Consider the following 24,439-nt stretch of genomic DNA (forward strand, 5'->3'; position numbering starts at 1 on the left):
CCGCGGGCCGTCCGGCGGCGCGTCAGCCGTCTCGCGGCGCCTCAGCCGTCCGCCGGATTCAGCTGTCCCGTCGGGTTCAGCCGTCCTCGCCCGGCGGGGTGCCGCAGCTCGGGCCGCCCGGGCCGTCGAACTGCACCGAGCTGAAGAAGTCGCGGTATGCCGGGAAGAAGTTCCCCTTGCCGGTCGGCCCCGCCGAGGTGACGGCCGTGCAGCCGCTGTAGCCGGTGTCCGACCACAGGTGGATCGTGGAGCCCGTCCGGTTCCAGTCCGACTTCGCGCGGTCGTTCATGCCGACCGTCCCGAGGTCCGGGGTGCCGCCCTTCAGAGCGATCATGTCGCCGGTGCCGTCGAGCCCGGAGAACATGCAGTAACTGCCGTCGGGACACCGGTCGTACCCGTCGGCGGCGTGCGCCGCGGAGACCGGCAGGACCGCCGCCGCGACGGCCGCCACCGGCACGAGCAGAGCACACAAGGTCTTCCTCATCTACGCCCCCTGACCTGAGGTTCATCAACTCGACGCCACCAAAGGTAAGTTGCCCGCACCCCCCGGTCCACCGCTTAGGCTGCCCCGGAGCCGCACCGGCACCGCCGCTGACCGCCGACCCCAGGAGCACCACCATGTTCGACCCCGCACCGGCACCCCCGTACCCCGACGCCTTTCACCCGGACGAGGAGCCCGCGCCGCACCCGCTGCTCGCCCCCGTGCTCGGCTTCCTCGGCAGCTGGCACGGGCAGGGCGAGGGCGGGTACCCGACGCTCGACGGGGACTTCGCGTACGCCCAGCAGGTCACCTTCAGCCACGACGGCAGGCCCTTCCTGAAGTACGAGGCCAGGGCCTGGCTGCTCGACGCCGAGGGGGCGCCGCTGCGGCCGTCGGCGCGGGAGAGCGGCTGGTGGCGGCTGCAGCCCGGCGGCCGCGTCGAGGCGCTGATCACCCAGCCCACCGGCATCGCCGAGATCGCCGTCGGGCAGGCCGCCGACGGCGCGGTCGAGCTCACCACGGAGGAGGTGTCCCGCACCTCCACGGCCAAGGAGGTCGAGGCCACCCACCGCCGCTACACCCTGCCCGACGCCGACACCCTCGCCTTCGTGCACGACCTCGCCGCGGTCGGCCGGCCGCTGCAGCACCACCTCTCGGCCCGGCTGCGCCGCGTACAGCGCTAGCGGCCGACCGGGCCCCGGACGCATCAGCCAGCAGCCACCTCGATCAGAAGACCGCATCGATCAGAAGACCGCATCGATCAGCAGCCCCATCGATCAGGAGCCGCATCGATCAGGATCGGAGAAGCCCCCGGCCCCGGGCCGCGCCTAGCGTGACGGACATGAACCTCAACCTGAACGCGAGCTTCCTCCCGCACACCGACCCGGACGCCTCCCTGGCCTTCTACCGCGACGTCCTCGGCTTCGAGGTCCGCAAGGACGTCGGCTCCGACAGCATGCGGTGGATCACCGTCGGACCGGCCGACCGGCCGGACACCTCCCTGGTCCTGGAGCCCCCGGCCGTCGAGCCCGGCATCACGCCGGAGGAGCGCCGCACCGTCGTCGAGATGATGGCCAAGGGCACGTACGCCCGCGTCCTGCTGGCCACCGACGACCTCGACGCCACCTTCGCGCGGCTGCGCGCCGCGGGCGCCGAGATCGTCCAGGAGCCCGGCGAGCAGGCGTGGGGCGTCCGCGGCGGCGCCCTCCGCGATCCCGCGGGCAACCTGCTGCGCATCGAAGAGGTCGCAGCAGCGGCCCCCGACGTACGCTGACCACGCCATAAGCGGAGCAAGACGGCTTTTGCCCGAGAGATGGAGACACGATGAGCAGGGCCAAGAAGGCGGACCCGCAGGCGTCAGGAGCCGAGGTGCACGTGGCCGACAGCCACGAACTGATCCGCGTGCACGGCGCGCGCGAGAACAACCTCAAGGACGTCAGCGTCGAGATCCCCAAGCGGCGCCTCACCGTGTTCACCGGCGTCTCCGGCTCGGGCAAGAGCTCGCTGGTGTTCGACACCATCGCGGCCGAGTCGCAGCGGCTGATCAACGAGACGTACAGCGCCTTCGTGCAGGGCTTCATGCCGAACCGGGCGCGGCCCGAGGTCGACGTCCTCGACGGTCTGACCACCGCGATCAGCGTCGACCAGCAGCGGATGGGCGCCGACCCGCGCTCCACGGTCGGCACCGCCACCGACGCCAACGCGATGCTGCGGATCCTCTTCAGCCGCCTCGGCAAGCCCTACGTCGGCCCGCCCGGGGCGTTCGCCTTCAACGTGCCCTCGGTGTCGGCGGCCGGCGCCATCACGGTCGGCAACGGCAAGAAGGAGAAGGTCACCTTCAACAAGGTCGGCGGCATGTGTCCGGCCTGCGAGGGCCGCGGCACCGTCTCCGACCTGGACCTGACCCAGCTCTACGACGCCACCAAGTCGATCAACGAGGGCGCCTTCACCATCCCCGGCTACACCGGCGGCGGCTGGAACACCCGTCTGTACGCGGAGTCCGGCTTCTTCGACCCGGACAAGCCGATCGCCAAGTTCACCAAGAAGGAACTGCAGGACCTCCTCTACCGCGAGCCGACCCGGATGAAGATCGCGGGCATCAACATGACCTACGAGGGTCTGGTCCCGCGGATCCAGAAGTCGATGCTCGCCAAGGACAAGGAGGCGATGCAGTCGCACATCCGGGCCTTCGTGGAGCGCGCGGTCACCTTCACCTCCTGCCCGGACTGCGACGGCACGCGGCTCGCCGAGCACGCCCGCTCCTCGAAGATCAAGAAGATCTCGATCGCGGACGCGTGCGCCATGGAGATCAGGGACCTGGCGGACTGGGTGCGGGCCCTGAACGACCCCTCGGTCGCCCCGCTGCTGACTTCCCTCCAGCAGACCCTGGACTCCTTCGTGGAGATCGGCCTCGGCTACCTCTCCCTGGACCGGCCCGCGGGCACGCTGTCCGGCGGCGAGGCGCAGCGCGTGAAGATGATCCGCCACCTCGGCTCTTCGCTCACCGACGTCACGTACGTCTTCGACGAGCCGACGGCCGGGCTGCACCCGCACGACATCCAGCGCATGAACGACCTGCTGCTGCGCCTGCGGGACAAGGGCAACACCGTGCTCGTGGTGGAGCACAAGCCGGAGGTCATCGAGATCGCCGACCACGTCGTGGACCTCGGCCCCGGCGCGGGCACGGCGGGCGGCACGGTCTGCTTCGAAGGCTCGGTCGGCGACCTCCGGGGCAGCGACACGGTCACCGGGCGCCACCTCGACGACCGTGCCTCGCTCAAGAAGTCGGTGCGCGAGCCGGACGGCGCCCTGGAGATCCGGGGCGCCTCGGCTAACAACCTCCAGGACGTCGACGTCGACATCCCGCTCGGCGTGCTCACCGTGATCACCGGCGTCGCGGGCTCCGGCAAGAGCTCCCTGGTGCACGGCTCGGTCCCGGACGAACTCGGCGTCATCTCGGTCGACCAGAGCCCGATCCGCGGCTCGCGGCGCAGCAACCCGGCGACGTACACGGGTCTGCTCGACCCGATCCGCAAGGCGTTCGCCAAGGCCAACGGCGTCAAGCCCGCCCTGTTCAGCGCCAACTCCGAGGGTGCGTGCCCCACCTGCAACGGCGCCGGCGTCATCTACACGGACCTGGCGATGATGGCCGGGGTGGCGAGCACCTGCGAGGACTGCGAGGGCAAGCGCTTCGACGCCTCGGTCCTCGACTACCACCTCGGCGGCCGCGACATCTCCGAGGTCCTTGCCATGCCGGTGGCGGAGGCGCTGGAGTACTTCGCCGAGGGCGAGGCCCGAACTCCCGCCGCGCACAAGATCCTTGAACGCCTGGCGGACGTCGGCCTCGGCTACCTCACCCTGGGCCAGCCCCTCACCACGCTCTCCGGCGGCGAACGCCAGCGCCTGAAGCTGGCCACGCACATGGCGGACAAGGGCGGCATCTACGTCCTGGACGAGCCCACAACGGGCCTCCACCTCGCCGACGTCGAACAACTCCTCGGCCTCCTGGACCGCTTGGTCGACTCCGGCAAGTCGGTGATCGTCATCGAGCACCACCAGGCGGTCATGGCCCACGCCGACTGGATCATCGACCTCGGCCCCGGCGCGGGCCATGACGGCGGCCGCGTCGTCTACGAGGGCACCCCCTCGGACCTGGCGTCGGCCCGCTCCACGGTCACGGGCGAACACCTCGCGGACTACGTCGGCGCCTGATGCGACTGCCTGATCGGACTGCCTGATCCGGCTACGGCAGCGCCTTCTCGATGGCGTCGACGAGTTCGGCGGCGCCGGGCTCGGTCTGCGGCGAGAACCGGGCGACGACGTCACCGCGGCCGTCCACGAGGAACTTCTCGAAGTTCCACCGGACATCCCCGGTGTGCCCCTCGGCGTCCGCCGTCTCGACGAGGCGGGCGTAGAGGGGATGCCGGGAGTCCCCGTTGACGTCGACCTTCTCCGTCATGGGGAAGGTCACCCCGTACGTGGCGGAACAGAACTCGGCGATCTCGTCGGCGGATCCGGGCTCCTGCCCCATGAACTGGTTACAGGGCACGCCGAGGACGGTGAAGCCGCGCGAGGCGTACTGCTCGTGCAACCGCTCCAGCCCCTCGTACTGCGGGGTGAGCCCGCACTTGGAGGCGACGTTGACGATGAGGACGGCCTTGCCCTCGTACTGAGCGAGGTTCGCGGGGCCGCCCTGAAGGCTCTCGATCTCTACTGCGTCGTAAACAGACATGGTCCGGAGCCTACGCTTCAGCTGTCTCGCGACGCACGACGCTCCGCGACGGACCCAAGGCGCCCCGCGGGCGCGCCAGCGATGAGGTACCCCCGGCTGCTGCTCTATTCGCGAAGCGACGATCACCGTCGTCCAGGTGGCTGTGCCGGAACAGGCGATTGCCGCACGACGAAGTACGAGACGATGACGCCATGGATGTCGGGGCGGTGGTGCTTGCTGTGACGGGTGTGGCGGGCACGCTCGGGGGCGCGCTTCTCACGCAGCGGGGCGCCGACCGGGCCAAGAGACGCGAGCTGGAGATGGCCCAGAGGCTTCAGGAGGCCAGGGAGAACCGTGAGCTGCGGCGGCGCTGCTACTCCGAACTGCACCGTGACGCACGGCAGTTCGCCACAGCCCTGAGCCGTCATCTGTACGTCCTGCGGGATCGGAGCGCCGACGAGGAGGACGTCCGTGTTCTAGAAGACACGAAGAGCGCCTACCGTGACCGCTGGTCCGAGGCCCTCATGATCGCCCCCGATGCCGTGGTCGCTCCGGCTCGCGAGCTGAACGGCACCCTGACCCGTGTCCATGGACAGGTGAAACGTCTGGAACAGGGGAATCCGCGTCCGGGTGAGACCCTGCGGTCGGCTGCCGAGGCGCAGCACGGGCTCTGGGCCCTGATAGGGGCGATGCGCGAGGCGATGCGCCGTGACTTGGGGGTCTCGGGCGGGTCCGACGACGCGGCTTCTTCGCCGCGCGACGGCTCGGCCTTCATCGGCGACTTCGCGGAGCCGGATGACGACCTCGCTTCTTAGGGCCTCTTAGGGCCTCTTAGGCGGGGGCGTCAGTTGAGCAGCCGTATCGCCGGGGCTTCGGTGCTCGTGGCCAGGTGTGAGTCGCAGTGTGGGCAGGGCTTGGGCGGGGCGGTCGCGTTGTGTGTCGTGGAACGGGGTCCACCAGAGTCGGCCAGCTCCGCTGTGATCTCGATGCTTCGCAACATCGGGCGATCCTCGCACGGGCCGGACGGCCGCCACCGGCGGTGTGAGCCGGTGCCGGTGGCGGCCGTTGCGCGACAGCACGTGGCTCCCTCGCGGTGTTGTCGCGCGTTGTCCCCTCGGCGCCGGGGCGTGCGGGAGTGCGTCCCGGCTTGGAACTGGCCGAAGGGGGGCCGGGCCAGGGGTGGCGCCGGGCGGGCGCGCGGGAACGTGGTGGCAGACTTCGGTCCCCTGGACGGGCGTCGGAAGAAGGTGTCCCGTGACGGCGGTACCTCTGTGTGGGAGACAGGGTGAAGGGCGCGTCCGGGGTCCGGGGACCGGGGTGACCGGCCGCCGCTGTGCGGCCGGGTTTCACAGTGAAGACTAGGCCGGGCGGGGTGCGCGAGGGTATACAGACGCGGCACCAAACTGGGTGCGTCAATTCCCTTGGTGTGCACACGCGTTGGGCGGACGTGGTGTGGTCGTGCGTCCTACGGGAGTGGGGGTTGCGTGCGGTGGAGGCGGCCCGTGGCGATCAGTTCGACGGTGATCGCGACGGCCAGCGCCTGCACCGCCATCAGCGCGATCAGTACGAAGAGCTGCACCGCCCCGGCGAGTACGGGCGACGCGCCGCCCAGGAGCATGCCGACGAAGGCGCCGGGGAGGGTGACCAGACCTACGGTGCGGGTCTGGTCGAGGCCGGGCAGGAGGGCGTCCGACGCGGCCGGGCGGACCACCTCCACGCGCGCGTCGTGGTCGGTGAGGCCGAGGGCGAGCCCCGCCTCGAACTCGCCCCAGCGGGAGTGGAGTTCGTCGAGGGCACGGCGCCCGCCGAGCACCGTCGCGGTCAGGGCGCCGCCGATGAGGATGCCCGTTACGGGGATGAGTGCGATGCCGCGAACAGGGAGCAGGCCGGCGAGGGTCAGGGACGCGATCACCGGGACGACCGGGGCAGTGATCGGTACCGCCGCCCACCACCACGTTCCGTTCGGGGTGATGCGGCGGCCCGCCGTGCGCGCGGCGACCGCGAGCATGAGGAGGAGGAAGCCGAACAGGGCCGACGTGTGGTGGACCACCCAGCCGATCAGGAGGGACACGGCCGCCAGCTGGGCCGCCGCCCGTACGCCTGCCGTGGCGATCTCGCGGGCCCGGTGGCGTGAGCCGTCGGGGGAGAGGCGGAACAGCGCGGCCGTCGTCGCGGCGATGAACAGGAGGACGAGGAGGGCGGCCGCGAGAGTGCCGTTGACCGGGAGGAGGGCCTGGGCGGCTTGATCACGCACAGGGCCACCCTAGAGAGTGCGCGCCGGGTCGTCGGGGAGTTCCGGCGGCGGTGGCGACGGGGCGTGTGCGATCTGTGAGGATGAGAGCGCGGAACCGCAGGTGAAAGCGCGGAACCAGGAAGCGGAACCGACAAGCGGAACCAGGAAGACGCAGAGAAAGAGGGGCTGGTCGTCGTGGCGCAGCAAGTTCAGGGCGTGATCGCGCGGGCCAAGGGCGAGCCGGTGCGGATCGAGACGATCACCGTGCCGGATCCCGGGCCGGGCGAGGCCGTGGTGCGGGTCCAGGCGTGCGGGGTCTGTCACACCGACCTGCACTACCGGGAGGGCGGGATCAACGACGACTTCCCGTTCCTGCTCGGGCATGAGGCGGCGGGGGTCGTGGAGTCGGTGGGGGAGGGGGTGAGCGAGGTCGCTCCCGGGGACTTCGTGATCCTCAACTGGCGTGCGGTGTGCGGCCAGTGCCGCGCCTGTCTGCGCGGCCGCCCCCAGTACTGCTTCAACACCCACAACGCGAAGCAGAAGATGACGCTCGCCGACGGGACGGAACTCTCGCCCGCCCTCGGCATCGGTGCCTTCGCGGAGAAGACCCTCGTCGCGGCGGGGCAGTGCACGAAGGTCGACCCGGCCGCCTCCCCGGCCGCCGCCGGGCTGCTCGGCTGCGGCGTCATGGCGGGCCTCGGCGCCGCCATCAACACCGGCGAGGTGGGCCGCGGCGACACGGTCGCCGTCATCGGCTGCGGCGGCGTCGGCAACGCGGCCGTCGTCGGCGCGCGCCTCGCCGGGGCCGCGAAGGTCATCGCCGTGGACATCGACGGGAAGAAGCTGGAGACGGCGCGCGGCCTCGGTGCCACCCACGTCGTCAACTCCCGCGAGAGCGACGCCGTCGAGGCCGTGCGCGAGCTGACCGGCGGCTTCGGCGCCGACGTCGTCATCGAGGCGGTCGGCCGCCCCGAGACGTATGAACAAGCCTTCTACGCGCGGGACTTGGCGGGCACCGTCGTCCTGGTCGGCGTGCCGACCCCCGAGATGCGGCTCGACCTGCCGCTCCTCGACGTCTTCGGCCGCGGCGGGGCCCTGAAGTCCTCCTGGTACGGGGACTGCCTGCCCTCGCGGGACTTCCCGATGCTCATCGACCTCTACCTCCAGGGGCGGCTCGACCTGGACGCGTTCGTCACCGAGACGATCCCGCTCGGCGACGTGGAGAAGGCGTTCGAGCGGATGCACCACGGCGACGTGCTGCGCTCGGTGGTGGTCTTCTGATGGCGGCCGCGCGCATCGAACACCTCGTCACCAAGGGCACGTTCTCGCTCGACGGCGGCACCTGGGACGTCGACAACAACGTCTGGATCGTGGGCGACGACAGCGAGGCCGTCGTCATCGACGCCGCGCACGACGCGGACGCCATCGCCGAGGCGGTCGGCGACCGGCGCCTCGTCGCGATCGTCTGCACCCACGCCCACGACGACCACATCGACGCCGCCCCCGCCCTCGCCGCCCGCACCGGTGCGCCCGTGCTCCTGCACCCCGACGACCTGGAGCTGTGGCGGCGCACCCACCCCGACCGGGCGCCGGACGGGGAGCTCGCCGACGGGCAGCAACTGACCGTCGCCGGGGTCGAGTTGACGGTCCTGCACACCCCGGGGCACTGCCGGGGCGCGGTCAGCCTGTACGCGCCGGAGCTCGGCACCGTCTTCACCGGAGACACGCTCTTCGCGGGCGGGCCCGGCGCCACCGGGCGGACGTTCAGCGACTTCCCGACCATCATCGACTCCATCCGGGACCGGCTCCTGACCCTGCCGCCCGATACGGAGGTGCGCACCGGCCACGGTGACAGCACGACGGTCGGCGCCGAGGCGCCGCACCTGGAGGAGTGGATCGCGCGGGGGCACTGACCCCCGTACGCACGTCGCTTCACGCACGACCTCACGGGCGTCATCGGCAAGGCCCCGCGCGACATTTCGCGCGGGGCCTTCGTCGTGCGCGCGGCGGCGCGCCGGCCGAGAGGCGCGCCGGCGACGTGGCCGGGAGGCGTGCTGGCGGCGACCGGCGATCTCCGTTAAGTTAGGCAAGGCTTACCTAATGGAGGTTGAGGATGGCTGTCCGCCCCACCAGCACGACGACGACCGAACCCACGGCAGCCGAGCGCGCCCGCTCCGTGCTCGCCACCGCCTGGTCCTGCTCGGTCACCACGGAGTACGGAAAGGACGAACTCGTCGGCGCGCACAGCGTCACCGCCGAGGGCACGCTGCGCCTGCACGCCCCGCAGGACAGCGCGCTCGCTGCCGCCGTCCTGTGCGCACCGCGCGGCGAGCCGTCCACTCTCCTGGAGTTCGCCGACGTCGCGCCCGTGCCGGTGCGCGAGCGGGTCCGGGCGCGCCTGTGGCTCTCCGGCGAACTCGTCCCGGACGGCGACTGCTTCCTCCTCAAGCCGGTGCGCGCCGTGCTCCACGAGACCGCGTCGGGGCGCGAGGGCATCGACCTCGTGCAGCTCGCCCTCGCCACCCCCGACCCGCTCGCCGAGGCCGAGTCGCGGCTGCTCACCCACCTCGCCGACGCCCACGCCGACGCGGTCGAGCAGCTCACCCGGCTCATCACCCCCGAGAGCCTCCAGGGCGTCGTCCGCGTCCGCCCCCTCGCCGTCGACCGCTTCGGGCTCACGCTCCGCCTCGAACGCGCGCGGAGCCAGGCGGATGTGCGCCTGCCCTTCCACGTCCCCGTCGAGGACGTCGCCGAGGTCACCGACCGCATGCACGTCCTGCTCGGCGCGGCCTCCTCCCGGCGCCGCCCCGTCCTGCGGGCCACCCCACCCGACGCCTGAGCCGCCCCGGGCGCCAGGCATGATGGTGCGTCATGAGTGAGCGTGTGGAACCCGTCCAGGCCCTGATCGTCGTCGACATGCAGTCCGCCTTCGTCTCCGGCGCCACCGCGGTGCCGGACGCGGAGCGCGTGCTCGACCGGGTGCGGGGCCTCGTCGCCGCCGCGCGTGAGGGCGGCGCGCTCGTCGTCCAGCTGCAGAACGACGGAGCGGCCGGGGCCGACGACGAGACGGGCACGCCCGGCTGGGAGCTGCATCTGCCCGTCGACGAGAGCCGGGGCGAGGTCGTGCTCCGCAAGACCGTCGACGACGGCTTCGAGGAGACCGGCCTGGCGAAGCGCCTCGACGCGGCGGGCGTGCGGGCGCTCGCCGTGTGCGGGGTGATGTCGGAGATGTGCGTCCTGGCCACCGCGCGCACCGCCCTCGAACTCGACTACCGCGTGGTCCTTCCGCACGACGGCCACGCGACACAGGACATCCCGGCGGCCGAGGACATCAGCGACGCCGTGCCCGCCGCGACGGTGTCACGCGTCGCCGAATGGGCCCTCGGCGACGAGGCGGAGGTCGTCCCCTTCGCCCGCGACGTCACGTTCACGGCGCCCCCCGGAAGCTGACCCCCTTTCCGGAGCCGAGAGCTACAAGGGCAGCGCGCACACCGCCATCGGCGCCGCGAACGGCTCGCCCGCCGGCCGCAGTTCACCGTTCTTCCCGTCGACCTTGAAGACGCTCACCGACCCCGACTTCTGGTTGGCCGCGAACAGCAGGCGGCCCGAGGGGGACAGCGCGATGTGGCGCGGGAAGTCGCCCTCCACCGGCACCGTGTCCAGGAGCCGCAGCCGTGCCCCGTCCTCCTCGACGGCGTACCGGGTGAGGCTGTTGTCGCCCCGGTTGGCGAGATAGGCGAAGGCCCCGTCCCGCGTCACCACGAACTGGGCGGGGTAGCTGGTGCCCGTCCCGGTCCCGGTGGACTGCGGCGCGCCCGGCGTGAGGCGTCCGCTCTTCGCGTCGTACGCGCAGACCACGGCCGTGTTGTCCACCTCGTTGGCCAGATACGCGAACCGCCCCGCGGGGTGGAAGGTCAGATGCCGCGGCCCCGCGCCCGCCTTCACCTGCGCGTCCGAGACGCGGGTCAGCTTCCCGGCCTTCTCGTCGAGGCGGTACGTGTACACGGTGTCGTTGCCCAGGTCGACGGCGAGCAGATGACGGCCGTCGGGAGCGGTGATGAACTGGTGGGCGTGCGGCCCGTCCTGACCCGGGCCGGGCGGCGGGCTCGTGTGCGCGACGAGGTCGGTGCGCTCGCCGAGGCCGCCGGATCGCTCCACGGGGTGGACGCTCACGCTCCCCGACCCGTAGTTGGCGCTCAGCAGCCAGCGCCCGCCCGGGTGCACGGACAGATGGCAGGGGCCCGCGCCGCCCGTGTCGCGCGTCCCGAGCACACAGTGCGCGCCGTCGGGGGAGAGCGCCACGGCGCTCACTCCGCCCTGCTCGCGCTCGTCCACGGCGTACAGGGTCCGGCCGTCCGGATGCAGCGCGAGATACGAGGGGTCGGGCACGCCCAGGATGGTGCCGGTGCCGGTGATGCGGCCGCTCTCCTCGTCGTACGTGGCGATGCCGATGCCCTGGCCGCCGCCCTGCTGCGAGGTGTACGTGCCCAGGTAGAGGGGGCGTTGGCGGCGCGGGCGGCGGGCGGGCGGTGCCGCCGAGGCGCGGGGCTCCGGCAGGGCCGACACGGCGGTGGCGGTGGTGGCGGCGCCCGCGAGCACGCCGATGAAGCGCCGCCTGTTCCAGCCGCTCGTCTCGGGTCGTGCCGCGCCGCTGCTCATGTCTGCCCCTCCGGGTGAGCGATCAGTGGCAGCCACAGTGCAGGGCCGGGCCCGGCAAGGCAAGAGCCACAACACGGGTTGCGTTCCGTGCAACGGTGCGTGGCGCCGAAGCGGCGGCGGAACCGCCACCGACCCCGCGGAGTCCGGACTGCCGCCGGTCCGCCGCGACCGGATCAAGCGCCACCTCTACCTGGTCCCCAACTCCTCTGTCGTCTCCCGCGGTTGCCCGCACCCCTGCGACTTCTGCTGCAAGGACGCCTCCTTCGAGGGCGGCACGTCCTGCTCAACCCAGGCCGTCGACGACGCCCTCGCGGAGCTCGACCGGCCTGTGGCGCCGACTCGAGGCAGGACCGCATCGTCCAGCGAGCCGGGCGGCGACGAACGGCTGCGGCACCTCGCCCACGCGGGCGGCTGGTTTGTGACCACGCTCGGCGATCTCGTCGATACGGTGTGCGAGCCCGCAGCCGGGCGGCAGTTGACGCAGCGCAGTGACCCGAGGAGCCGTTCAGTGGACCAGAGCCTTGTGACCCGAATACGAACCGTCTTGGCCGTACTCGGCGTCGCGACCGCCGTCGCGGCGGCACCCGTCGCATCCGCGTCGGCGCCGACCGGGGCGCCGCCGCACCCGCCGTGCACGGGTGAGTTCCACGGCGACGCCCGCCTCGGCCCGAAGTGGCTGCCGAAGAAGGGGCAGCCGCCGGTCGGCCCGCTCCTGAAGGACTGGAAGCGCACCGGCAGACTCGCGCCCGCGGCCTTCCTCAAGAAGTACTGGGAGGGCCCCGCCGACAGCGGCACCTGGAAGTACCCGCCCAACGACGGCTTCGGCACGGTCGACGGCCATGTCGACAAGCACCCCGAGCAGCTCGAGGCGGGCGAGGTCCTCGACCGCTTCGGCTCCGAGTACGGCTCCTACCTCGCCCCCGCCGGAGACCCGTACGCACGGCGTGCGCTCCCGCCGCAGAACCTCAACACCCGTGACGCCGCGGCCGCGTGCGACTACCGGGTCTACAAGGTGCGCAAGGCGTTCCACGTCTGGCAGGGCAGCATCGCCCCCTGGTTCGAGCAGCCCGGCGGCGGCCGGCAGATCAAGCTCGACCCGGTCTTCCTCGACCCGGGCGAGGGCCAGCGCCTCAACGTGAAGTGGCTGCTCGACCACGGCTACGTCCAGCAAGTCGCCCCGGTTGCCCCGGTTGCCCCGGTCGCCCGGTAAGAGACGACCCGGTAAGAGACGAGGAGGCGGGGCCGGGGGTTGGCCGAAAGGCGGCCCCGGCCCGCCATCCACCGCCCGGCAGCGCTGTCATGACGATGCGTCACCTGTCATCCTCTGCGGGTCCAGGCCCCGCGAGAGGAGCGCTCGCCATGCCAGAGCAGACCCCCCAGGCCCCGCCCGACACCGGCTCGTACCCCTTCCCGCCCGGCCCGCACGGCGGCTGCCCCGAGGCGTACACGCAGCGGCGCCGCGCCTGTCCGGTCAGCCCCGTCACCCTGCCGAGCGGCGACGAGGCGCTCCTCGCGACCCGGTACGACGACATCCGCGCCGTGCACTCGGGCGCCGCCTTCTCCCGCAATCTGCGCTACCCCGGCGCGCCCCGCATGGTCGCCGACGACTCGGGCATCGGCGACGACCCGTACGCCATCATCAACATGGATCCGCCGGAGCACGCGCGGCTGCGGCGCATCGTGCAGGGCGCGTTCACGCCACGGCGGGCCGAAGCCTGGCGCGCGGAGATCCGGGACGTCGCCGACCGGCTGCTGACCGGGATGATCGCCGCGGGCGCCCCGGCCGACCTGGTCCCCGCCTTCGCCTTCCCGCTCCCCGTCGAGGTCATCTGCCGCCTCCTCGGCGTGCCCGCGCGCGACAGCGCCCGCTTCCGGGGCTGGTCGGACACGCTGCTCTCGCTGACTCCGGCGGACGGGGCGGCGCGGGTGCGGGCCGCGGCCGACTTCAGCGCGTACGTCGACGGGCTCGTCGCCGACCACCGGCGCACGCCCGGCACCGACCTCATCGACGACCTCATCGACGCGCGCGACGAGGGCGACCGGCTCAGCGAGGAGGAACTGGGCAGGCTGGTGCGGGGGTTGATCGTCGCGGGGCACGAGACCACCGCCAACATCATCGGCCGCGGCGTCCTCGCGCTCCTGCGCCACCCCGGCCAGCTCGCCGAGCTGCGCGCCGACCCGTCGCTCCTGCCGGGCGCGACGGAGGAGATCCTGCGCACCGAAATCCCCGGCCACGGCGCCCTGCTGAGGGTGGCGACCCAGGGCGTCGCGCTGCCGTCCGGCGCGACGGTCGAGCGCGGCGAGGCGGTGCTCGCCCCGATGGTGGCCGCCAACCACGACCCCGACCGCTTCCCGCGGCCGGACGCCTTCGACATCCGCCGCGCCGACAACAAACACCTGGCGTTCGGCTTCGGCCCGCACTTCTGCCTGGGCGCCCACCTCGCGCGCGTGGAACTCCAAGTCGCCCTGGAGACCGTGGTCCAGCGCCTCCCGGGCCTCGCCCTCGCGGTCCCGGCCGGCGAGCTGAGCTGGAGCTCGGGGAGCCGGGTGTGCGGCCTCGAGCGGTTGCCGGTGACGTGGTGAGGGGTGAGAGGGGTGACGGGAGCGGCCGTGCGTGACGCCCCGCGTCCGGCCCGGCCGCTCCGGGATCAGAAGGTGATCTCCAGCCCGATGACCGGGTGCCGGGAGTGGCGGCGGGTGAGCGCCGAGTACCAGTCGCCGAGCCGGGCCATCACGTACTTGCGGCGGAGCAGGGCGCCCGCCTTCCTCGTCTCCTCGGCGTCCAGCAGCCGGCCGGTCCCCGTGGCCCGGGCGGCGTCGGGGGCGATGCGGCCGCGCACGGTGCAGACGGTGACCTCGGCGCGGGGGTCGCGGCGCAGCCGCTTCACCTTCCAGGCGTCGGCCGCGCTGCGGACGTACAGCCGGTCGCCGTCCATCGCGTGCCAGACGGGCGTGGCCACGGCGGTGCCGTCCCTGCGGTACGTGGTGAGGCTGACGTAGCGGGCGCGTTGGAACGCGGCCAGGGTGCTGGGCTGCAGTGAGGTCACCTGCCGGACGGTACCCCGCGCGGCGCGGCCCGTGCGGGGCGGCTCCGGACTCCCGTTGCCGCCCGGTGCGGCGGGTGGGCGGTCACCCGGCGGCCTCGGCGAGCACCGCGCCGATGACGTGCCGGGCGTTGCCCGCCATCGCCGGGTTCGTCGCGCGGTAGTGCGGCAGCGCGATCAGCGCCTGCGACAAGGTCCGTGCGCGGCCGCGCCGCCACGCTGCCTCGTCCACGTCGAGCGCCGCGCGGAAGACCTCGCGCGCGTCGGGCGGCAGCAGGTTCCACGCCGGGAACAGGTCGCACGCCGGGTCGCCCACGCCCAGGCAGCCGAAGTCGATCACCGCGGTGAGCCGTCCCGCGTCGTCCACCAGGAGGTTGCCCGGCATCACATCGGCGTGCAGCCACACCGGCGGCCCGTCCCAGGCCGGGGCGCGCAGCCCGTCCTCCCAGACGGCCGTCACCGCGTCGCAGTCGACGCCCTCCTGAGGGAGCGCGCGCAGCTGCTCGATCGCCTTCCGGGTCGCCGCGTCGAGCGTGGCGAGGGGGCCGCCCCGGTGGGCGCTGGGTGCGTCCGGCAGCGTGACGGCCCGCATCGCCGCCACGAACTCGGCCAGGTCCTTGGCCAGCAGCGCGGGCTCGGCCAGCGCGCCCGCCTCGGGGTTGGCGCCCGGCTGCCACCGCTGCACCGCCCACGGCCACGGATAGCCCTCGGCCGGCCGGCCCGTCCCGAGCACCTCGGGGACGGCGGTCGGCAGGAGCGGGGCGAGGCGGGGCAGCCACTCCTGCTCCATCGACACGTCACCGGCCCCGCCCCCGGTCAGCGGCAGCCGCACGGCCAGGTCCTCGCCGAGCCGGTACATGGCGTTGACGGTGCCGCCCGAAGGGAACCGCCGCACCGGGCGGTCCGCCCACTGCGGGAACTGTCCGGCGACGAGCCGCCGCACCAGGTCGTCGTCGATGGGGTACTGGTCCGGACGCGTCCGTGCTGGGGTCATGAGGCGTCATCCGACCCCCGAACGTCCACCGCCGTCAACGGGTTTACCCGGCGCGGGCGACCGCGACCGCCCAGGCGAGGTACGCCGCGTTCACCAGCAACCGCGCCGCCACGCCCGCGCCCCCGTCCAGGAAGCGGGTGGCGGTCCGGGTGTGCCGGGCCGCGTCCAGGTGGCTGACCTGGAAGGCGGAGAGCAGCACGACGGCGGCCCAGCCTCCCGCCGTACGGGTCCCCGGGGCGAACAGCAGCCCCGCGACGGCCAGTTCGGCGACGGCGCTCCCGACGACGAGGGCCGCCGGGGCCGGGAGCCAGACGGGGACCAGCGAGCGGAAGTACGCGGGGAGGGCGAGGTGGGCGAGGGCGGTGGCGGCGAGGAACGCCGCGAGGGCGGGCGCCGCGCAGGCGCACGAGGGCGTGGTCATGGGGTGAGCGTGCGGCGCGTACCCGGGCGCCGTCTTGAACGGAACGATCGTGTGGCCTGAGCGGCCCTGTACGCGTGTGGCCCGGTGGCTCGGCCACCCGGTGGCCGGGTGGGAGGCGGGCGCCCTCTCGGCTGTTTGATCCGGGAGGGCGTTCCGGCTTTGATGGGGGCCGCCGTGCGGTCGGCGGCGCGTGGACGCGAGGCGAGAGGTGGCGGCGGGAGTGGGGGAGCGGCGGTCGCTCGGGCGGCGGTTCGGGTGGCTGTGGGGCGCGTACGCGGTCAGCACGCTGGGGACGTGGCTCGCCTTCGACGCGTTCCGCCTCATCGCGATCCTCGTCCTCGGCGCCGGTGCGGCGCAGGTCTCCCTGCTCGCGGCCGCGGGCCTCGCCGTGGGGGCGGTGGCGGCGGTGCCGCTCGGGCCGTGGGTGGAGTTCCGCCGCAAGCGGCCCGTGATGATCGCGATGGACCTGGTCCGGTGCGGAGCGCTGCTGACCGTCCCCGCCGCGTACGCCCTCGACCTGCTCACCTTCGGCCAGCTCGTGGCCGTCTCCGTGGTGGTCGGGGCGGCCGACATCACCTTCGGCGCGGCCAGCGGCGCGTATCTGAAGGAACTCGTGCCGAAGAGGGACCTGCTCGTCGCGAACGGCCGGTTCGAGTCCACGACCTGGACCGCGTCCGTGGTCGGACCGCCCCTCGGCGGCGCCGCGATCGGCCTGTTCGGGCCCGTCCTCACGGTGATCGCCGACGCGGTGAGATTCCTCCTCTCCGCGCTCGGACTCCGGGCGATCGGCGGCAAGGACCCGCTCCCCGCGCACGCGCGGGCCGCCCAGCGGATCCGCCGCGGCGAGCTGCTCGACGGCTGGCGGTTCATCCTGTCCGACCCCGCGCTGCGGCCCCTGTTCCTCAACGCCGTCCTCAACAACGGGCTGATCATGGCGGCCTCGCCGCTGCTCGCCGTCCTCATGCTCGGCGACCTCGGCTTCGCGCCCTGGCAGTACGGGCTCGCCTTCGCGGTGCCCTGCGTCGGCGGGCTCATCGGCTCCCGGCTCGCCCAGCCGCTCGTGACCCGGTTCGGGCAGCACCGGGTGCTGCTGACGGCGGGCACGCTGCGCGCGTGCTGGCCGGTCGGGCTCGCGTTCGTGGGCCCCGGAGTCCCCGGTCTGGCGCTGGTCATGGCCGTCGAGTTCGGCCTGATCCTGTCCTGCGGCGTCTTCAACCCGGTGCTCGCCACCTACCGGCTCGAACGGATCCCGAAGGACCGGGTCGCCCGGATCCTGTCGGCGTGGTCGGTCAGCACCAAGGCCGCGATCGCCGCGCTCACCGGGGTGTGGGGTCTGCTCGCCGCGGTCATGGGTCCGCGCCCGGCGATCGCGGCCGCCGGAGTGCTGCTCCTCGCGACGCCGCTCTTCCTGCCGCACCGGGAGCACGGGCTTGAACCATCGACGTCTCCGTCTCCGTCCCCGTCTCCGCCGCCGGATGAGCGGTCGCCGGAGGAGGCGGCGGAGAGCCAGGCGTGAGCGGGGAGCGGACCCATGCATGACCGGGGGAGCGGACCCATGAACGGGCGTGCGTACGGGCGAGGGAACGGGCGCGTGGACGGGCGGGCCGTGTTCGTCGCGGACGACGGGGGGCTCACGGTCTTCGCCGAGCCCGAGCCGTACGAGGTCGCCGCGCACCGGCACCCCGCGTGGAAGGTGGTCCTGCCCCTCGGCGGGCACGTGACGGTGAACGGGACGGCCGGCGCGAGCGGAGTTGCGGGGGTGACCCGGGTGAGCGGGGCGGTCGGGGCAGGGGCCGTCGTGCCGCCGGGGTACGCGCACACCTGCGGGAGCTCGTCCGGCTTCGTGGCGGTGTTCCTCGACCCGTGGCTGCTGCGCGACGGCGGGGCACCGCAGCTCCTCGAACCCGGCCGGGCGCGCCGCCTGTTGGACGCTCTCGGCGACCTGGACGCGCCGGATCCCGCGGCCTTCCGCGCGGAACTCGGCCGCGCGCTCGCCGGGCCGCCACCGCGCGCCGTCGACCCCCGCGTCCCGTACGCCGTGGCGGCCGCGGCGCGGAGCGGCCTCCTCGGCGAGGCGGCCGCCGAGGTCGGTCTCTCCCCGGTCAGGCTGCGCGCCCTGGTCCGTACGGAGGCGGGCGTTCCGCTGAGCGCGCTGCGCCAGTGGCGACGGCTCGCAGCGGCGGTCGGGGCGCTCCTCGACCCGGTGGCGGGCGGCGGCATCGCGGGGGCGGCCACCGCGGCGGGCTTCGCGGACCAGCCCCACCTGACCCGCACCGCCGGACGTCTCATCGGCCGCACCCCCGCCTCGCTGCACCGCACGGCGAAACAATCATGGCGTCATGGAACGACCGAGTGAGTTCATCGAGTGCGGAGACTTCGTCCTGCGGCGCCGGCGGGGAGAGAGCGATGCGGCTGCGGCCTGCCGGCTGATCGAGGAGTCGCTGGAGCACCTGCGCCCGTGGACGGAGTGGGTCGCCGCGGGCAGCGGTGTCGACGTGGTCTGGCGCCTGCAACGGCCCACCGCCGCAGGGGAATCCCGCTGACGGCTTCCGGCTGGGGACATCCCGCCGACGAAATTCCGTTGCCCGTGCCGTCGCCCCCTGTTTAAGGTTGCCGACGGCTCTGTCGTCTCCGATTGAGGTGGACCTTGCGCATCTGAGGTACGCGAACACCACGCCCCGTACGGCCCTGTCCGTACGCCTGTCACGTCACCGCGGCTCCGTGCCGCGACGGTGCCGTGCGTGGAAGCGACCTCGATGCCTGCACCGACAGGCCCCTTCGCATGGTCGCCGCGTCGTGCTCGCACACATCGCATCCCCCGAAGACCACCGACGCGATGGGCATCCTCATGACCGCAACCCTCACCGGCAAGAACCTGGCCGCAGGCCACGGCGACCGTTCCCTCTTCCACCGGCTCGACCTCGCGGTGGCACCCGGCGAGGTGATCGGACTCGTCGGGGCCAACGGCGCCGGAAAGTCCACCCTGTTGCGCATCCTCGCCGGGCTCGCCGAGCCGGAGCGGGGCCAGGTGCGCCTCGCCCCGGCCACCGCGACCGTCGGCCTCCTGCCGCAGGAGCCGGAGCGCCGGGACGGGGAGAGCGTCTACGACTTCCTGGCCCGGCGCACCGGAGTCGCGGCCGCGCAGCGCGCCCTGGACGCCGCCACCCACGCGCTGGCCGACGGCGTGCCCGGCGCCGACGACGCGTACGCCGTGAGCCTGGACCGCTGGCTCGCCCTCGGCGCCGCCGACCTGGACGAGCGGGCCGGGCAGGTCGTCGACTCGCTCGGGCTCACCGTCGGCCTGGAGCAGGCCATGACCTCGCTCTCCGGCGGCCAGGCCGCCCGCGCGAGCCTCGCCTCGCTGCTGCTCTCGCGGTACGACGTGTTCCTCCTGGACGAGCCCACCAACGACCTCGACCTGGCGGGGCTCGAACGCCTTGAGCACTTCGTCGGCGGGCTGCGCGCGGGTGCCGTGATCGTCAGCCACGACCGGGAGTTCCTCACCCGCACCGTCACCCAGGTCCTCGAACTCGACCTGGCGCAGCGGCAGGTGCGCCACTACGGCGGCGGCTACGCGGCCTACGTGGAGGAGCGCGAACGGGACCGGCGGCGGGCCCGCGAGGCGTACGAGGAGTACGCCGAGACGAAGGCCGCCCTTCAGGAGCGGGCCACCACCCAGCGGGTCTGGGCGGAGAAGGGGGTCAGGAACGCGAACCGCAACCCGCGCGACAACGACAAGATCATCCGCAAGGGCCGGGTCGAGGGCAGCGAGAACCTGGCCGCCAAGGCGCGCCGGGCCGAGCGGCTCATCGAGCGCCTGGAGGTCGTCGAGGAGCCCCGCAAGGAGTGGGAGCTGCGGCTGAACATCGCCGCCGCGCCGCGCTCCGGCACCGTCGTCGCCACGCTCCGCGAGGCGGAGGTGCACCGGGGTTCCTTCACCCTCGGCCCGGTCAGCCTGCAGATCGACTGGGCGGACCGCGTGGCGATCACCGGCGTGAACGGCTCCGGCAAGTCGACGCTGCTCGGCGCGCTCCTCGGCCGCCTGCGACCGGACGCGGGCGGCGCCGCGTTGGGCTCCGGCGTACGCGTCGGGGAGATCGACCAGGCCCGCGCGCTCTTCCACGCCGACGAGCCGCTCCTGGACGCCTTCCGGGCGGCGGCGCCGGACCTGGAGCCCGGCGAGGTCCGCACGCTCCTCGCCAAGTTCGGCCTCGGCGCCGGTCATGTCCCGCGCCCCGCGGCCACCCTGTCGCCCGGCGAGCGGACGCGGGCCGCGCTGGCCCTGTTGCAGGGCCGCGGGGTCAATCTCCTGGTCCTCGACGAGCCGACCAACCACCTCGACCTGCCCGCCATCGAGCAGTTGGAGTCCGCGCTCGACTCCTATCGAGGGACGCTGCTCCTGGTCAGCCACGACCGGCGGCTGCTCGACGCGGTGCGCGTCGACCGGCGCCTGGACGTGGTGGAAGGAAAGGTCACCGAGGTGCCGGTCTAGCGCGTGCGGGGCGAGGCGGGTGGGTCGGGCCGCCGGAGTGGGCCGGGCGGGCCGGGCGGCTCACGCCGCCATCGCGAGCTCGGTGCCCCTGGGGGGCACCACCCGCCCGTCCGGCAGGAGTTCACCGCTGTCGTCGAACACGATCGTGCCGTTGCACAGCAGGTACCACCCCTGCTCGGGGTGGGCGGCGACGATCGCCGCGGCATCGTGGTCGGACAGCTCGGCGGACGGGCACTGGGGCTGGTGTGCGCACATGACGCACCTCCGATTCATCACCTTGGGAGGGTGTTGGCGAGTCATCAGCAATGTCACTGGTAATGACTCCGTGGAGGCCGTCAACTCATCGTCACAGCACGGTCAATCGAAGCCACGGCGGAAGCGGGCGAGGAACGTGCGCGTCGCTCAGCCCCCGTCGGGCGATCGGTCACCCGGAGGACGACACCGTCCTCGGCCTCTTCGATCCCGTCGTTTATCGGTCTCGAAGCTAGTCAACGCGCGCGTGGCGTACGGCATTCCGGACAGGAACAGGAAAGGGTCAGCGGGCCCAGAACGGCAGCGGCGGGCAGACGTTCGCGCAGGTGTAGCCGCCGGGCATGAGCAGGCCCGCGTCGTCCTCGTTGTTGTCGCCGCCCGCGAAGTACACCTCCGGGACCCAGCCCCAGGAGTCGTTGTCGGCCTTGGTGCTGGCCCACCAGTTGTTCTCGGCGGCGCCGTCCCGGTAGGTCTCGCCCTTCATCTCGGTGACGAACCAGTTGGCCGCGCCGCCCTGTTCGAGGTAGCCGACGACGGTGGAGCCGGGCGAGCGGGTCGCGTGCACCGGGACGTGGCCGCGCGTGATGTTGCAGAACATGACGTCGGTGCCGGGCCAGGCGCGCCCCGACGACGGGTCGACGAGGTCGCGCTTGACCGTGGGGCGGCAGGGGACGTTGTCGGTGGCGTGCGCCGCGGGGGCGGTGAGGCCGGTGAGCGCGGTCAGGGCGGCGAGGGCGGCGAGGGCGGCGGGGATGGTTGCTGAGTGCAGACGGATGCGCATGGAAGTGGTCTCCTTCGCAGGACGGTTGGGGCGAAGGGGACGTTACGGTGGCCTGGTCGGGCCGGTGAGGTGTGGAGGCGGCGCGTCCGGGTGATCACGTACCGGTGGCACCCGCTCGGCGCCGGTCGGTCCGCTCGCGGCTACGCCCGCCCCGGACGCAGGCTCAGCGCGTGCAGTACCAGCTGCATCTCGAACTGGGCCGCCGGGTCGTGCAGCCGCTCCCCGAAGACCTCGTCCAGCTGGCGCAGCCGGTAGCGGACCGTCTGGGGGTGCACGGCGAGCCGGGTGGCGACCTCGCTCGCGTTGTGGCCGCACCGCAGCCAGCACAGCAACGTCTCGGCCAGGCGCTCCCGTTGGGGTGAGCGCACCGCGTCGAGGGGGAGCAGATGGCGCCGGGCGAGCGCGTCGATGAGGGCGTCGTCGTGGAAGAGGAGCAGCGTGGCCAGGTGGTCCGCGCAGTGCAGCGGGCCCGGCCCCGCCAGCACGCCGCGCCGCGCGAGCTCCAGGGTCTCGGTGGCCCAGCGCAGCGAGCGCGCGCTCTCGGCCGGGGCGACCGTGGGGCCGACCGCGGCGCGCATCCCGTGCAGGACCGCGGCGACGGCGCGTGCGCGGCCCGGGCCCTGCGGGTCGGGCACCACGATCACGCCGGGCCGGGTGTCGAAGCGGGCCAGGAACTCGGGCGGCACGATGGGCCGGGTGCCGCCCGGCCCGGCGCCGGGGCCGACACCGGGTGCAGCACCGGGGCCCGCGGCGGGCCCGGCGGTGTCGACGGCCACGACGGCCAGTTCGCGGGGGACCGGCCACTGCGCGGCGCGCGCGAGGTCGCCGATCGCCTCGGGGGAGACCGGCGGCTCGGTGGTGAGCAGGTCGATCAGGCGGTGGCGGCGCCGCTGCAGCTCGCCCGCCGCGTACAGGCGGGCCTCGGTGTGTCCCGCGGCCGTGGCGGCGGCCATCTCGTCGAGGTGCACGAAGATCGCCTCACCGAAGGCGGAGAGCACCTGCCGCGGCAACAGGCCCGCCTCCACCAGGGCGTTGATCCGCCGCCAGGTCACCCGCGCCCCGACCCGCAGGGCGGCCTGGAAGGTGTCCAGGCTGCGGCCCTCCCCGGCCTCGCCCCTGCCGATGCGCTCGTACGTCGCCTTGACCGGTGCCCAGTCCTTGTCCGGCTTGGCCATGCGGGCCAGGAAGTCCTGAAGGGCGCCTTCGACACCCTTGCGCACGACGTGCATATAGGTGTCGTCCCGGGGGCGGGCGTACTCGGGGATCTCGGTGCGGATCGCGGCCACCACGTCGTCGGTGACTTCGTCGAGGAACGGTTCGAGCAGGCCCGCGAGTTCGGCGGGGAACGCGCTGAACGCCATGTACGAGACGTCCGCTGTCTGCTCCTCCGAGGCGTTGTCCGTGGCCGTCCGGACTCCGTTCACCATGACATCGGCTCCCTCCGCACAGGGGGCAGGGCACGGCGGCGTACCCGCTCGGGTGCGTACCGCGTTGTACCGCGTCCCCCGGGGAGCCCGACAGCCACGATGCCGTCCCCCGTCACGCGCGTGACAGTGCGCGGCGGCCCGCCGCGATTTGTCTGTCACCCGCAGGAGCGTCGAGGCGTCAGGGCGGGGGCTGTCGGGCTGTCGGGCTGTCGGGTTGGGTCGGGGTGTCAGGGGGCCGGCTCGTCCGGGTCCCCGGTCGGGACGCCGTGGCGGCGGGCCAGCCACAAGGCGTCGTCCAGATCGCTCTGGGCCACCGAGGCGGCGTAGGCGTCCTCGGCCTCCAGCGCCTCGGCCAGGGCGGCCCTGGCTTCCCGTACGCGCTCGAGCAGCGCTTCGGTGAACGCGCTCACCTGTCCGGTCACCCCCTCGACGGCCCTGTCGGACCCAGCTGTTGGGAGCCCATTGAACCCGGCCGGGACGCTCGGGTCACGACCGGGGGTGCTCGAGTTGTGAGGCGATGACGGCGGCCTGGATGCGGCGCTGCACTCCGAGCTTGCCGAGCAGCCGGGAGATGTGGTTCTTCACCGTCTTCTCGGAGAGGAAGAGGCGCTTGCCGATCTGGCGGTTGGTGAGGCCCTCGCCGATGAGGGCGAGGATGTCGCGCTCGCGGGACGAAAGTCCGCGCAGCGCCGGGGGATCGGTGTCCTCGGGGGCGGGTTCGGCGCGCAGCGTGCTCATCAGGCGCGCCGTGGTCGCCGGGTCGAGCATCGACTGTCCCGAGGCCACCGTGCGCACCGCCGAGACCAGGTCGGCGCCCTTGATCTGCTTGAGGACATAGCCGGACGCGCCCGCCATGATCGCGTCGAGGAGCGCGTCGTCGTCGTCGAACGACGTCAGCATGAGACAGGCCAGCCCCGGCAGCCGGGTGCGCAGTTCGCGGCAGACGGAGATGCCGTCGCTGTCCGGCAGGCGGATGTCGAGCACGGCCACGTCCGGGCGCAGGGCGGGTCCGCGGCTGAGCGCCTGCTCGGCCGTGGACGCCTCGCCGACCACCGAGATGTCCGGCTCGGAGTCGAGCAGATCGGTGAGGCCGCGGCGGACCACTTCGTGGTCGTCGAGGAGGAAGACCCGGACCGGGTCCCCCGGGGTGAAGGTGCGTGCTGCTGCGGTCATGGGCCTGCCCCTGTCCCTGCCTTGTCTGCCGGCCGCCCGGTGTCTGCCCGTATGCCCTGGTGTCGGCTGCCCTGGTGTCGGCCCTCCCTCTGCATCCTCGCTCAGCGGAGCGGTCCGGACCAGGGCCGAACGGGCCCTGTGGGAGCGGGGGTTGGGACCACTCGGCCCTCGCGTGCGGGCCGCCGCCGCGCGACACTGGGGAAAGACCATGGGGAAGCGGCACATCTGGGCGCGCCCGGCGCGCTGTGCCGCCCCGGGGACGCCTGCGCGAC

At 73.2% G+C, this 24,439-nt stretch carries 26 protein-coding genes; 14 read left to right on the forward strand and 12 right to left on the reverse strand.

Annotated elements, in window-relative coordinates:
• Nucleotides 1–76: 76 nt before the first annotated feature.
• Nucleotides 77–484, reverse strand: coding sequence for a peptidase inhibitor family I36 protein (locus ACQB60_RS21270; protein WP_496927634.1), 408 nt, complete (start codon nucleotides 482–484; stop codon nucleotides 77–79).
• 134 nt (nucleotides 485–618) lie between these two features.
• Between ACQB60_RS21270 and ACQB60_RS21275 the strand changes: the two genes are divergently transcribed.
• From ACQB60_RS21275 to ACQB60_RS21285, 3 genes are all read left to right on the forward strand, one after another.
• Nucleotides 619–1,164: a nitrobindin family protein gene (locus tag ACQB60_RS21275; protein ID WP_496927635.1), complete on the forward strand. Its 546-nt coding sequence runs from the start codon at nucleotides 619–621 to the stop codon at nucleotides 1,162–1,164.
• A gap of 158 nt (nucleotides 1,165–1,322) precedes the next feature.
• Complete coding sequence (locus ACQB60_RS21280) at nucleotides 1,323–1,754, forward strand: VOC family protein (protein WP_496927636.1); 432 nt, start codon at nucleotides 1,323–1,325, stop codon at nucleotides 1,752–1,754.
• Nucleotides 1,755–1,804: 50 nt separating this feature from the next.
• Nucleotides 1,805–4,192: an ATP-binding cassette domain-containing protein gene (locus ACQB60_RS21285; protein ID WP_496927637.1), complete on the forward strand. Its 2,388-nt coding sequence runs from the start codon at nucleotides 1,805–1,807 to the stop codon at nucleotides 4,190–4,192.
• 31 nt (nucleotides 4,193–4,223) lie between these two features.
• Here ACQB60_RS21285 and ACQB60_RS21290 read toward each other — a convergent pair whose 3' ends face one another.
• Entirely contained in the window at nucleotides 4,224–4,712 is a 489-nt protein-coding gene (locus ACQB60_RS21290; protein ID WP_496927638.1) for a glutathione peroxidase, read from the reverse strand.
• Nucleotides 4,713–4,903: 191 nt separating this feature from the next.
• On the opposite strand from ACQB60_RS21290, the gene ACQB60_RS21295 reads away from it, so the two are divergent.
• On the forward strand, nucleotides 4,904–5,506 hold the full coding sequence (locus ACQB60_RS21295) for a hypothetical protein (protein ID WP_496927639.1): 603 nt from the start codon (nucleotides 4,904–4,906) through the stop codon (nucleotides 5,504–5,506).
• A 650-nt stretch (nucleotides 5,507–6,156) separates the two neighbouring features.
• On the opposite strand, the gene ACQB60_RS21300 is transcribed toward ACQB60_RS21295, so the two are convergent.
• On the reverse strand, nucleotides 6,157–6,945 hold the full coding sequence (locus ACQB60_RS21300; protein ID WP_496927640.1) for an ABC transporter permease: 789 nt from the start codon (nucleotides 6,943–6,945) through the stop codon (nucleotides 6,157–6,159).
• Between the two features lie 174 nt (nucleotides 6,946–7,119).
• On the opposite strand from ACQB60_RS21300, the gene ACQB60_RS21305 reads away from it, so the two are divergent.
• The 4 genes from ACQB60_RS21305 to ACQB60_RS21320 all read left to right on the forward strand — a co-directional run bounded on the left by ACQB60_RS21305 (nucleotide 7,120) and on the right by ACQB60_RS21320 (nucleotide 10,374).
• Nucleotides 7,120–8,205, forward strand: coding sequence for an S-(hydroxymethyl)mycothiol dehydrogenase (locus tag ACQB60_RS21305; RefSeq protein WP_496927641.1), 1,086 nt, complete (start codon nucleotides 7,120–7,122; stop codon nucleotides 8,203–8,205).
• The gene (locus ACQB60_RS21310; protein WP_496927642.1) at nucleotides 8,205–8,837 is read left to right on the forward strand and encodes an MBL fold metallo-hydrolase; all 633 of its coding nucleotides are present in this window, start codon (nucleotides 8,205–8,207) and stop codon (nucleotides 8,835–8,837) included. The genes ACQB60_RS21305 and ACQB60_RS21310 overlap by 1 nt, the downstream gene beginning before the upstream one ends.
• Before the next feature lie 200 nt (nucleotides 8,838–9,037).
• On the forward strand, nucleotides 9,038–9,763 hold the full coding sequence (locus ACQB60_RS21315; RefSeq protein ID WP_496927643.1) for a DUF2470 domain-containing protein: 726 nt from the start codon (nucleotides 9,038–9,040) through the stop codon (nucleotides 9,761–9,763).
• A gap of 32 nt (nucleotides 9,764–9,795) precedes the next feature.
• Nucleotides 9,796–10,374: an isochorismatase family protein gene (locus ACQB60_RS21320; RefSeq protein WP_496927644.1), complete on the forward strand. Its 579-nt coding sequence runs from the start codon at nucleotides 9,796–9,798 to the stop codon at nucleotides 10,372–10,374.
• A 21-nt stretch (nucleotides 10,375–10,395) separates the two neighbouring features.
• Here the strand turns inward: ACQB60_RS21320 and ACQB60_RS21325 are convergent, their stop codons facing one another.
• Nucleotides 10,396–11,583, reverse strand: coding sequence for a lactonase family protein (locus ACQB60_RS21325; RefSeq protein ID WP_496927645.1), 1,188 nt, complete (start codon nucleotides 11,581–11,583; stop codon nucleotides 10,396–10,398).
• A 523-nt stretch (nucleotides 11,584–12,106) separates the two neighbouring features.
• Between ACQB60_RS21325 and ACQB60_RS21330 the strand changes: the two genes are divergently transcribed.
• Nucleotides 12,107–12,793 (forward strand): TNT domain-containing protein, encoded by a 687-nt coding sequence (locus ACQB60_RS21330; RefSeq protein ID WP_496927950.1) that lies wholly within the window; start codon nucleotides 12,107–12,109, stop codon nucleotides 12,791–12,793.
• 149 nt (nucleotides 12,794–12,942) lie between these two features.
• A complete protein-coding gene (locus ACQB60_RS21335) occupies nucleotides 12,943–14,166 on the forward strand; it encodes a cytochrome P450 (RefSeq protein ID WP_496927646.1) in 1,224 nt (407 codons plus the stop codon).
• Between the two features lie 65 nt (nucleotides 14,167–14,231).
• Here ACQB60_RS21335 and ACQB60_RS21340 read toward each other — a convergent pair whose 3' ends face one another.
• From ACQB60_RS21340 to ACQB60_RS21350, 3 genes are all read right to left on the reverse strand, one after another.
• On the reverse strand, nucleotides 14,232–14,630 hold the full coding sequence (locus ACQB60_RS21340) for a PPOX class F420-dependent oxidoreductase (protein WP_496927647.1): 399 nt from the start codon (nucleotides 14,628–14,630) through the stop codon (nucleotides 14,232–14,234).
• An 82-nt stretch (nucleotides 14,631–14,712) separates the two neighbouring features.
• Nucleotides 14,713–15,621 (reverse strand): aminoglycoside phosphotransferase family protein, encoded by a 909-nt coding sequence (locus ACQB60_RS21345; protein WP_496927648.1) that lies wholly within the window; start codon nucleotides 15,619–15,621, stop codon nucleotides 14,713–14,715.
• Nucleotides 15,622–15,664: 43 nt separating this feature from the next.
• The gene (locus ACQB60_RS21350; protein WP_496927649.1) at nucleotides 15,665–16,042 is read right to left on the reverse strand and encodes a DoxX-related protein; all 378 of its coding nucleotides are present in this window, start codon (nucleotides 16,040–16,042) and stop codon (nucleotides 15,665–15,667) included.
• A gap of 220 nt (nucleotides 16,043–16,262) precedes the next feature.
• Here ACQB60_RS21350 and ACQB60_RS21355 point away from each other — a divergent pair, with 220 nt between their 5' ends.
• The 4 genes from ACQB60_RS21355 to ACQB60_RS21370 all read left to right on the forward strand — a co-directional run bounded on the left by ACQB60_RS21355 (nucleotide 16,263) and on the right by ACQB60_RS21370 (nucleotide 20,534).
• Entirely contained in the window at nucleotides 16,263–17,558 is a 1,296-nt protein-coding gene (locus ACQB60_RS21355) for an MFS transporter (RefSeq protein WP_496927951.1), read from the forward strand.
• A gap of 39 nt (nucleotides 17,559–17,597) precedes the next feature.
• Nucleotides 17,598–18,398 (forward strand): helix-turn-helix domain-containing protein, encoded by an 801-nt coding sequence (locus ACQB60_RS21360; RefSeq protein WP_496927650.1) that lies wholly within the window; start codon nucleotides 17,598–17,600, stop codon nucleotides 18,396–18,398.
• Nucleotides 18,382–18,585 carry a hypothetical protein gene (locus ACQB60_RS21365; protein WP_496927651.1) on the forward strand — a complete coding sequence of 68 codons (204 nt, stop codon included), beginning with the start codon at nucleotides 18,382–18,384 and terminating at the stop codon, nucleotides 18,583–18,585. Before ACQB60_RS21360 ends, ACQB60_RS21365 begins: the two co-directional genes overlap by 17 nt.
• A 305-nt stretch (nucleotides 18,586–18,890) precedes the next feature.
• Nucleotides 18,891–20,534: an ABC-F family ATP-binding cassette domain-containing protein gene (locus ACQB60_RS21370; protein WP_496927652.1), complete on the forward strand. Its 1,644-nt coding sequence runs from the start codon at nucleotides 18,891–18,893 to the stop codon at nucleotides 20,532–20,534.
• Between the two features lie 60 nt (nucleotides 20,535–20,594).
• Here ACQB60_RS21370 and ACQB60_RS21375 read toward each other — a convergent pair whose 3' ends face one another.
• The 5 genes from ACQB60_RS21375 to ACQB60_RS21395 all read right to left on the reverse strand — a co-directional run bounded on the left by ACQB60_RS21375 (nucleotide 20,595) and on the right by ACQB60_RS21395 (nucleotide 24,167).
• Nucleotides 20,595–20,789, reverse strand: coding sequence for a DUF5999 family protein (locus ACQB60_RS21375; RefSeq protein WP_384837852.1), 195 nt, complete (start codon nucleotides 20,787–20,789; stop codon nucleotides 20,595–20,597).
• Nucleotides 20,790–21,069: 280 nt separating this feature from the next.
• Nucleotides 21,070–21,567: a hypothetical protein gene (locus ACQB60_RS21380; RefSeq protein ID WP_496927653.1), complete on the reverse strand. Its 498-nt coding sequence runs from the start codon at nucleotides 21,565–21,567 to the stop codon at nucleotides 21,070–21,072.
• Between the two features lie 140 nt (nucleotides 21,568–21,707).
• Nucleotides 21,708–22,994 (reverse strand): PucR family transcriptional regulator, encoded by a 1,287-nt coding sequence (locus tag ACQB60_RS21385; protein WP_496927654.1) that lies wholly within the window; start codon nucleotides 22,992–22,994, stop codon nucleotides 21,708–21,710.
• A 227-nt stretch (nucleotides 22,995–23,221) separates the two neighbouring features.
• Nucleotides 23,222–23,404: a hypothetical protein gene (locus tag ACQB60_RS21390; protein ID WP_496927655.1), complete on the reverse strand. Its 183-nt coding sequence runs from the start codon at nucleotides 23,402–23,404 to the stop codon at nucleotides 23,222–23,224.
• Between the two features lie 76 nt (nucleotides 23,405–23,480).
• Nucleotides 23,481–24,167 (reverse strand): response regulator, encoded by a 687-nt coding sequence (locus ACQB60_RS21395; RefSeq protein ID WP_496927656.1) that lies wholly within the window; start codon nucleotides 24,165–24,167, stop codon nucleotides 23,481–23,483.
• Nucleotides 24,168–24,439: the final 272 nt, after the last annotated feature.

The sequence above is a fragment of the Streptomyces odontotermitis genome, assembly GCF_050510915.1.
In the GTDB taxonomy this organism is placed as follows: Bacteria; Actinomycetota; Actinomycetes; order Streptomycetales; family Streptomycetaceae; genus Streptomyces.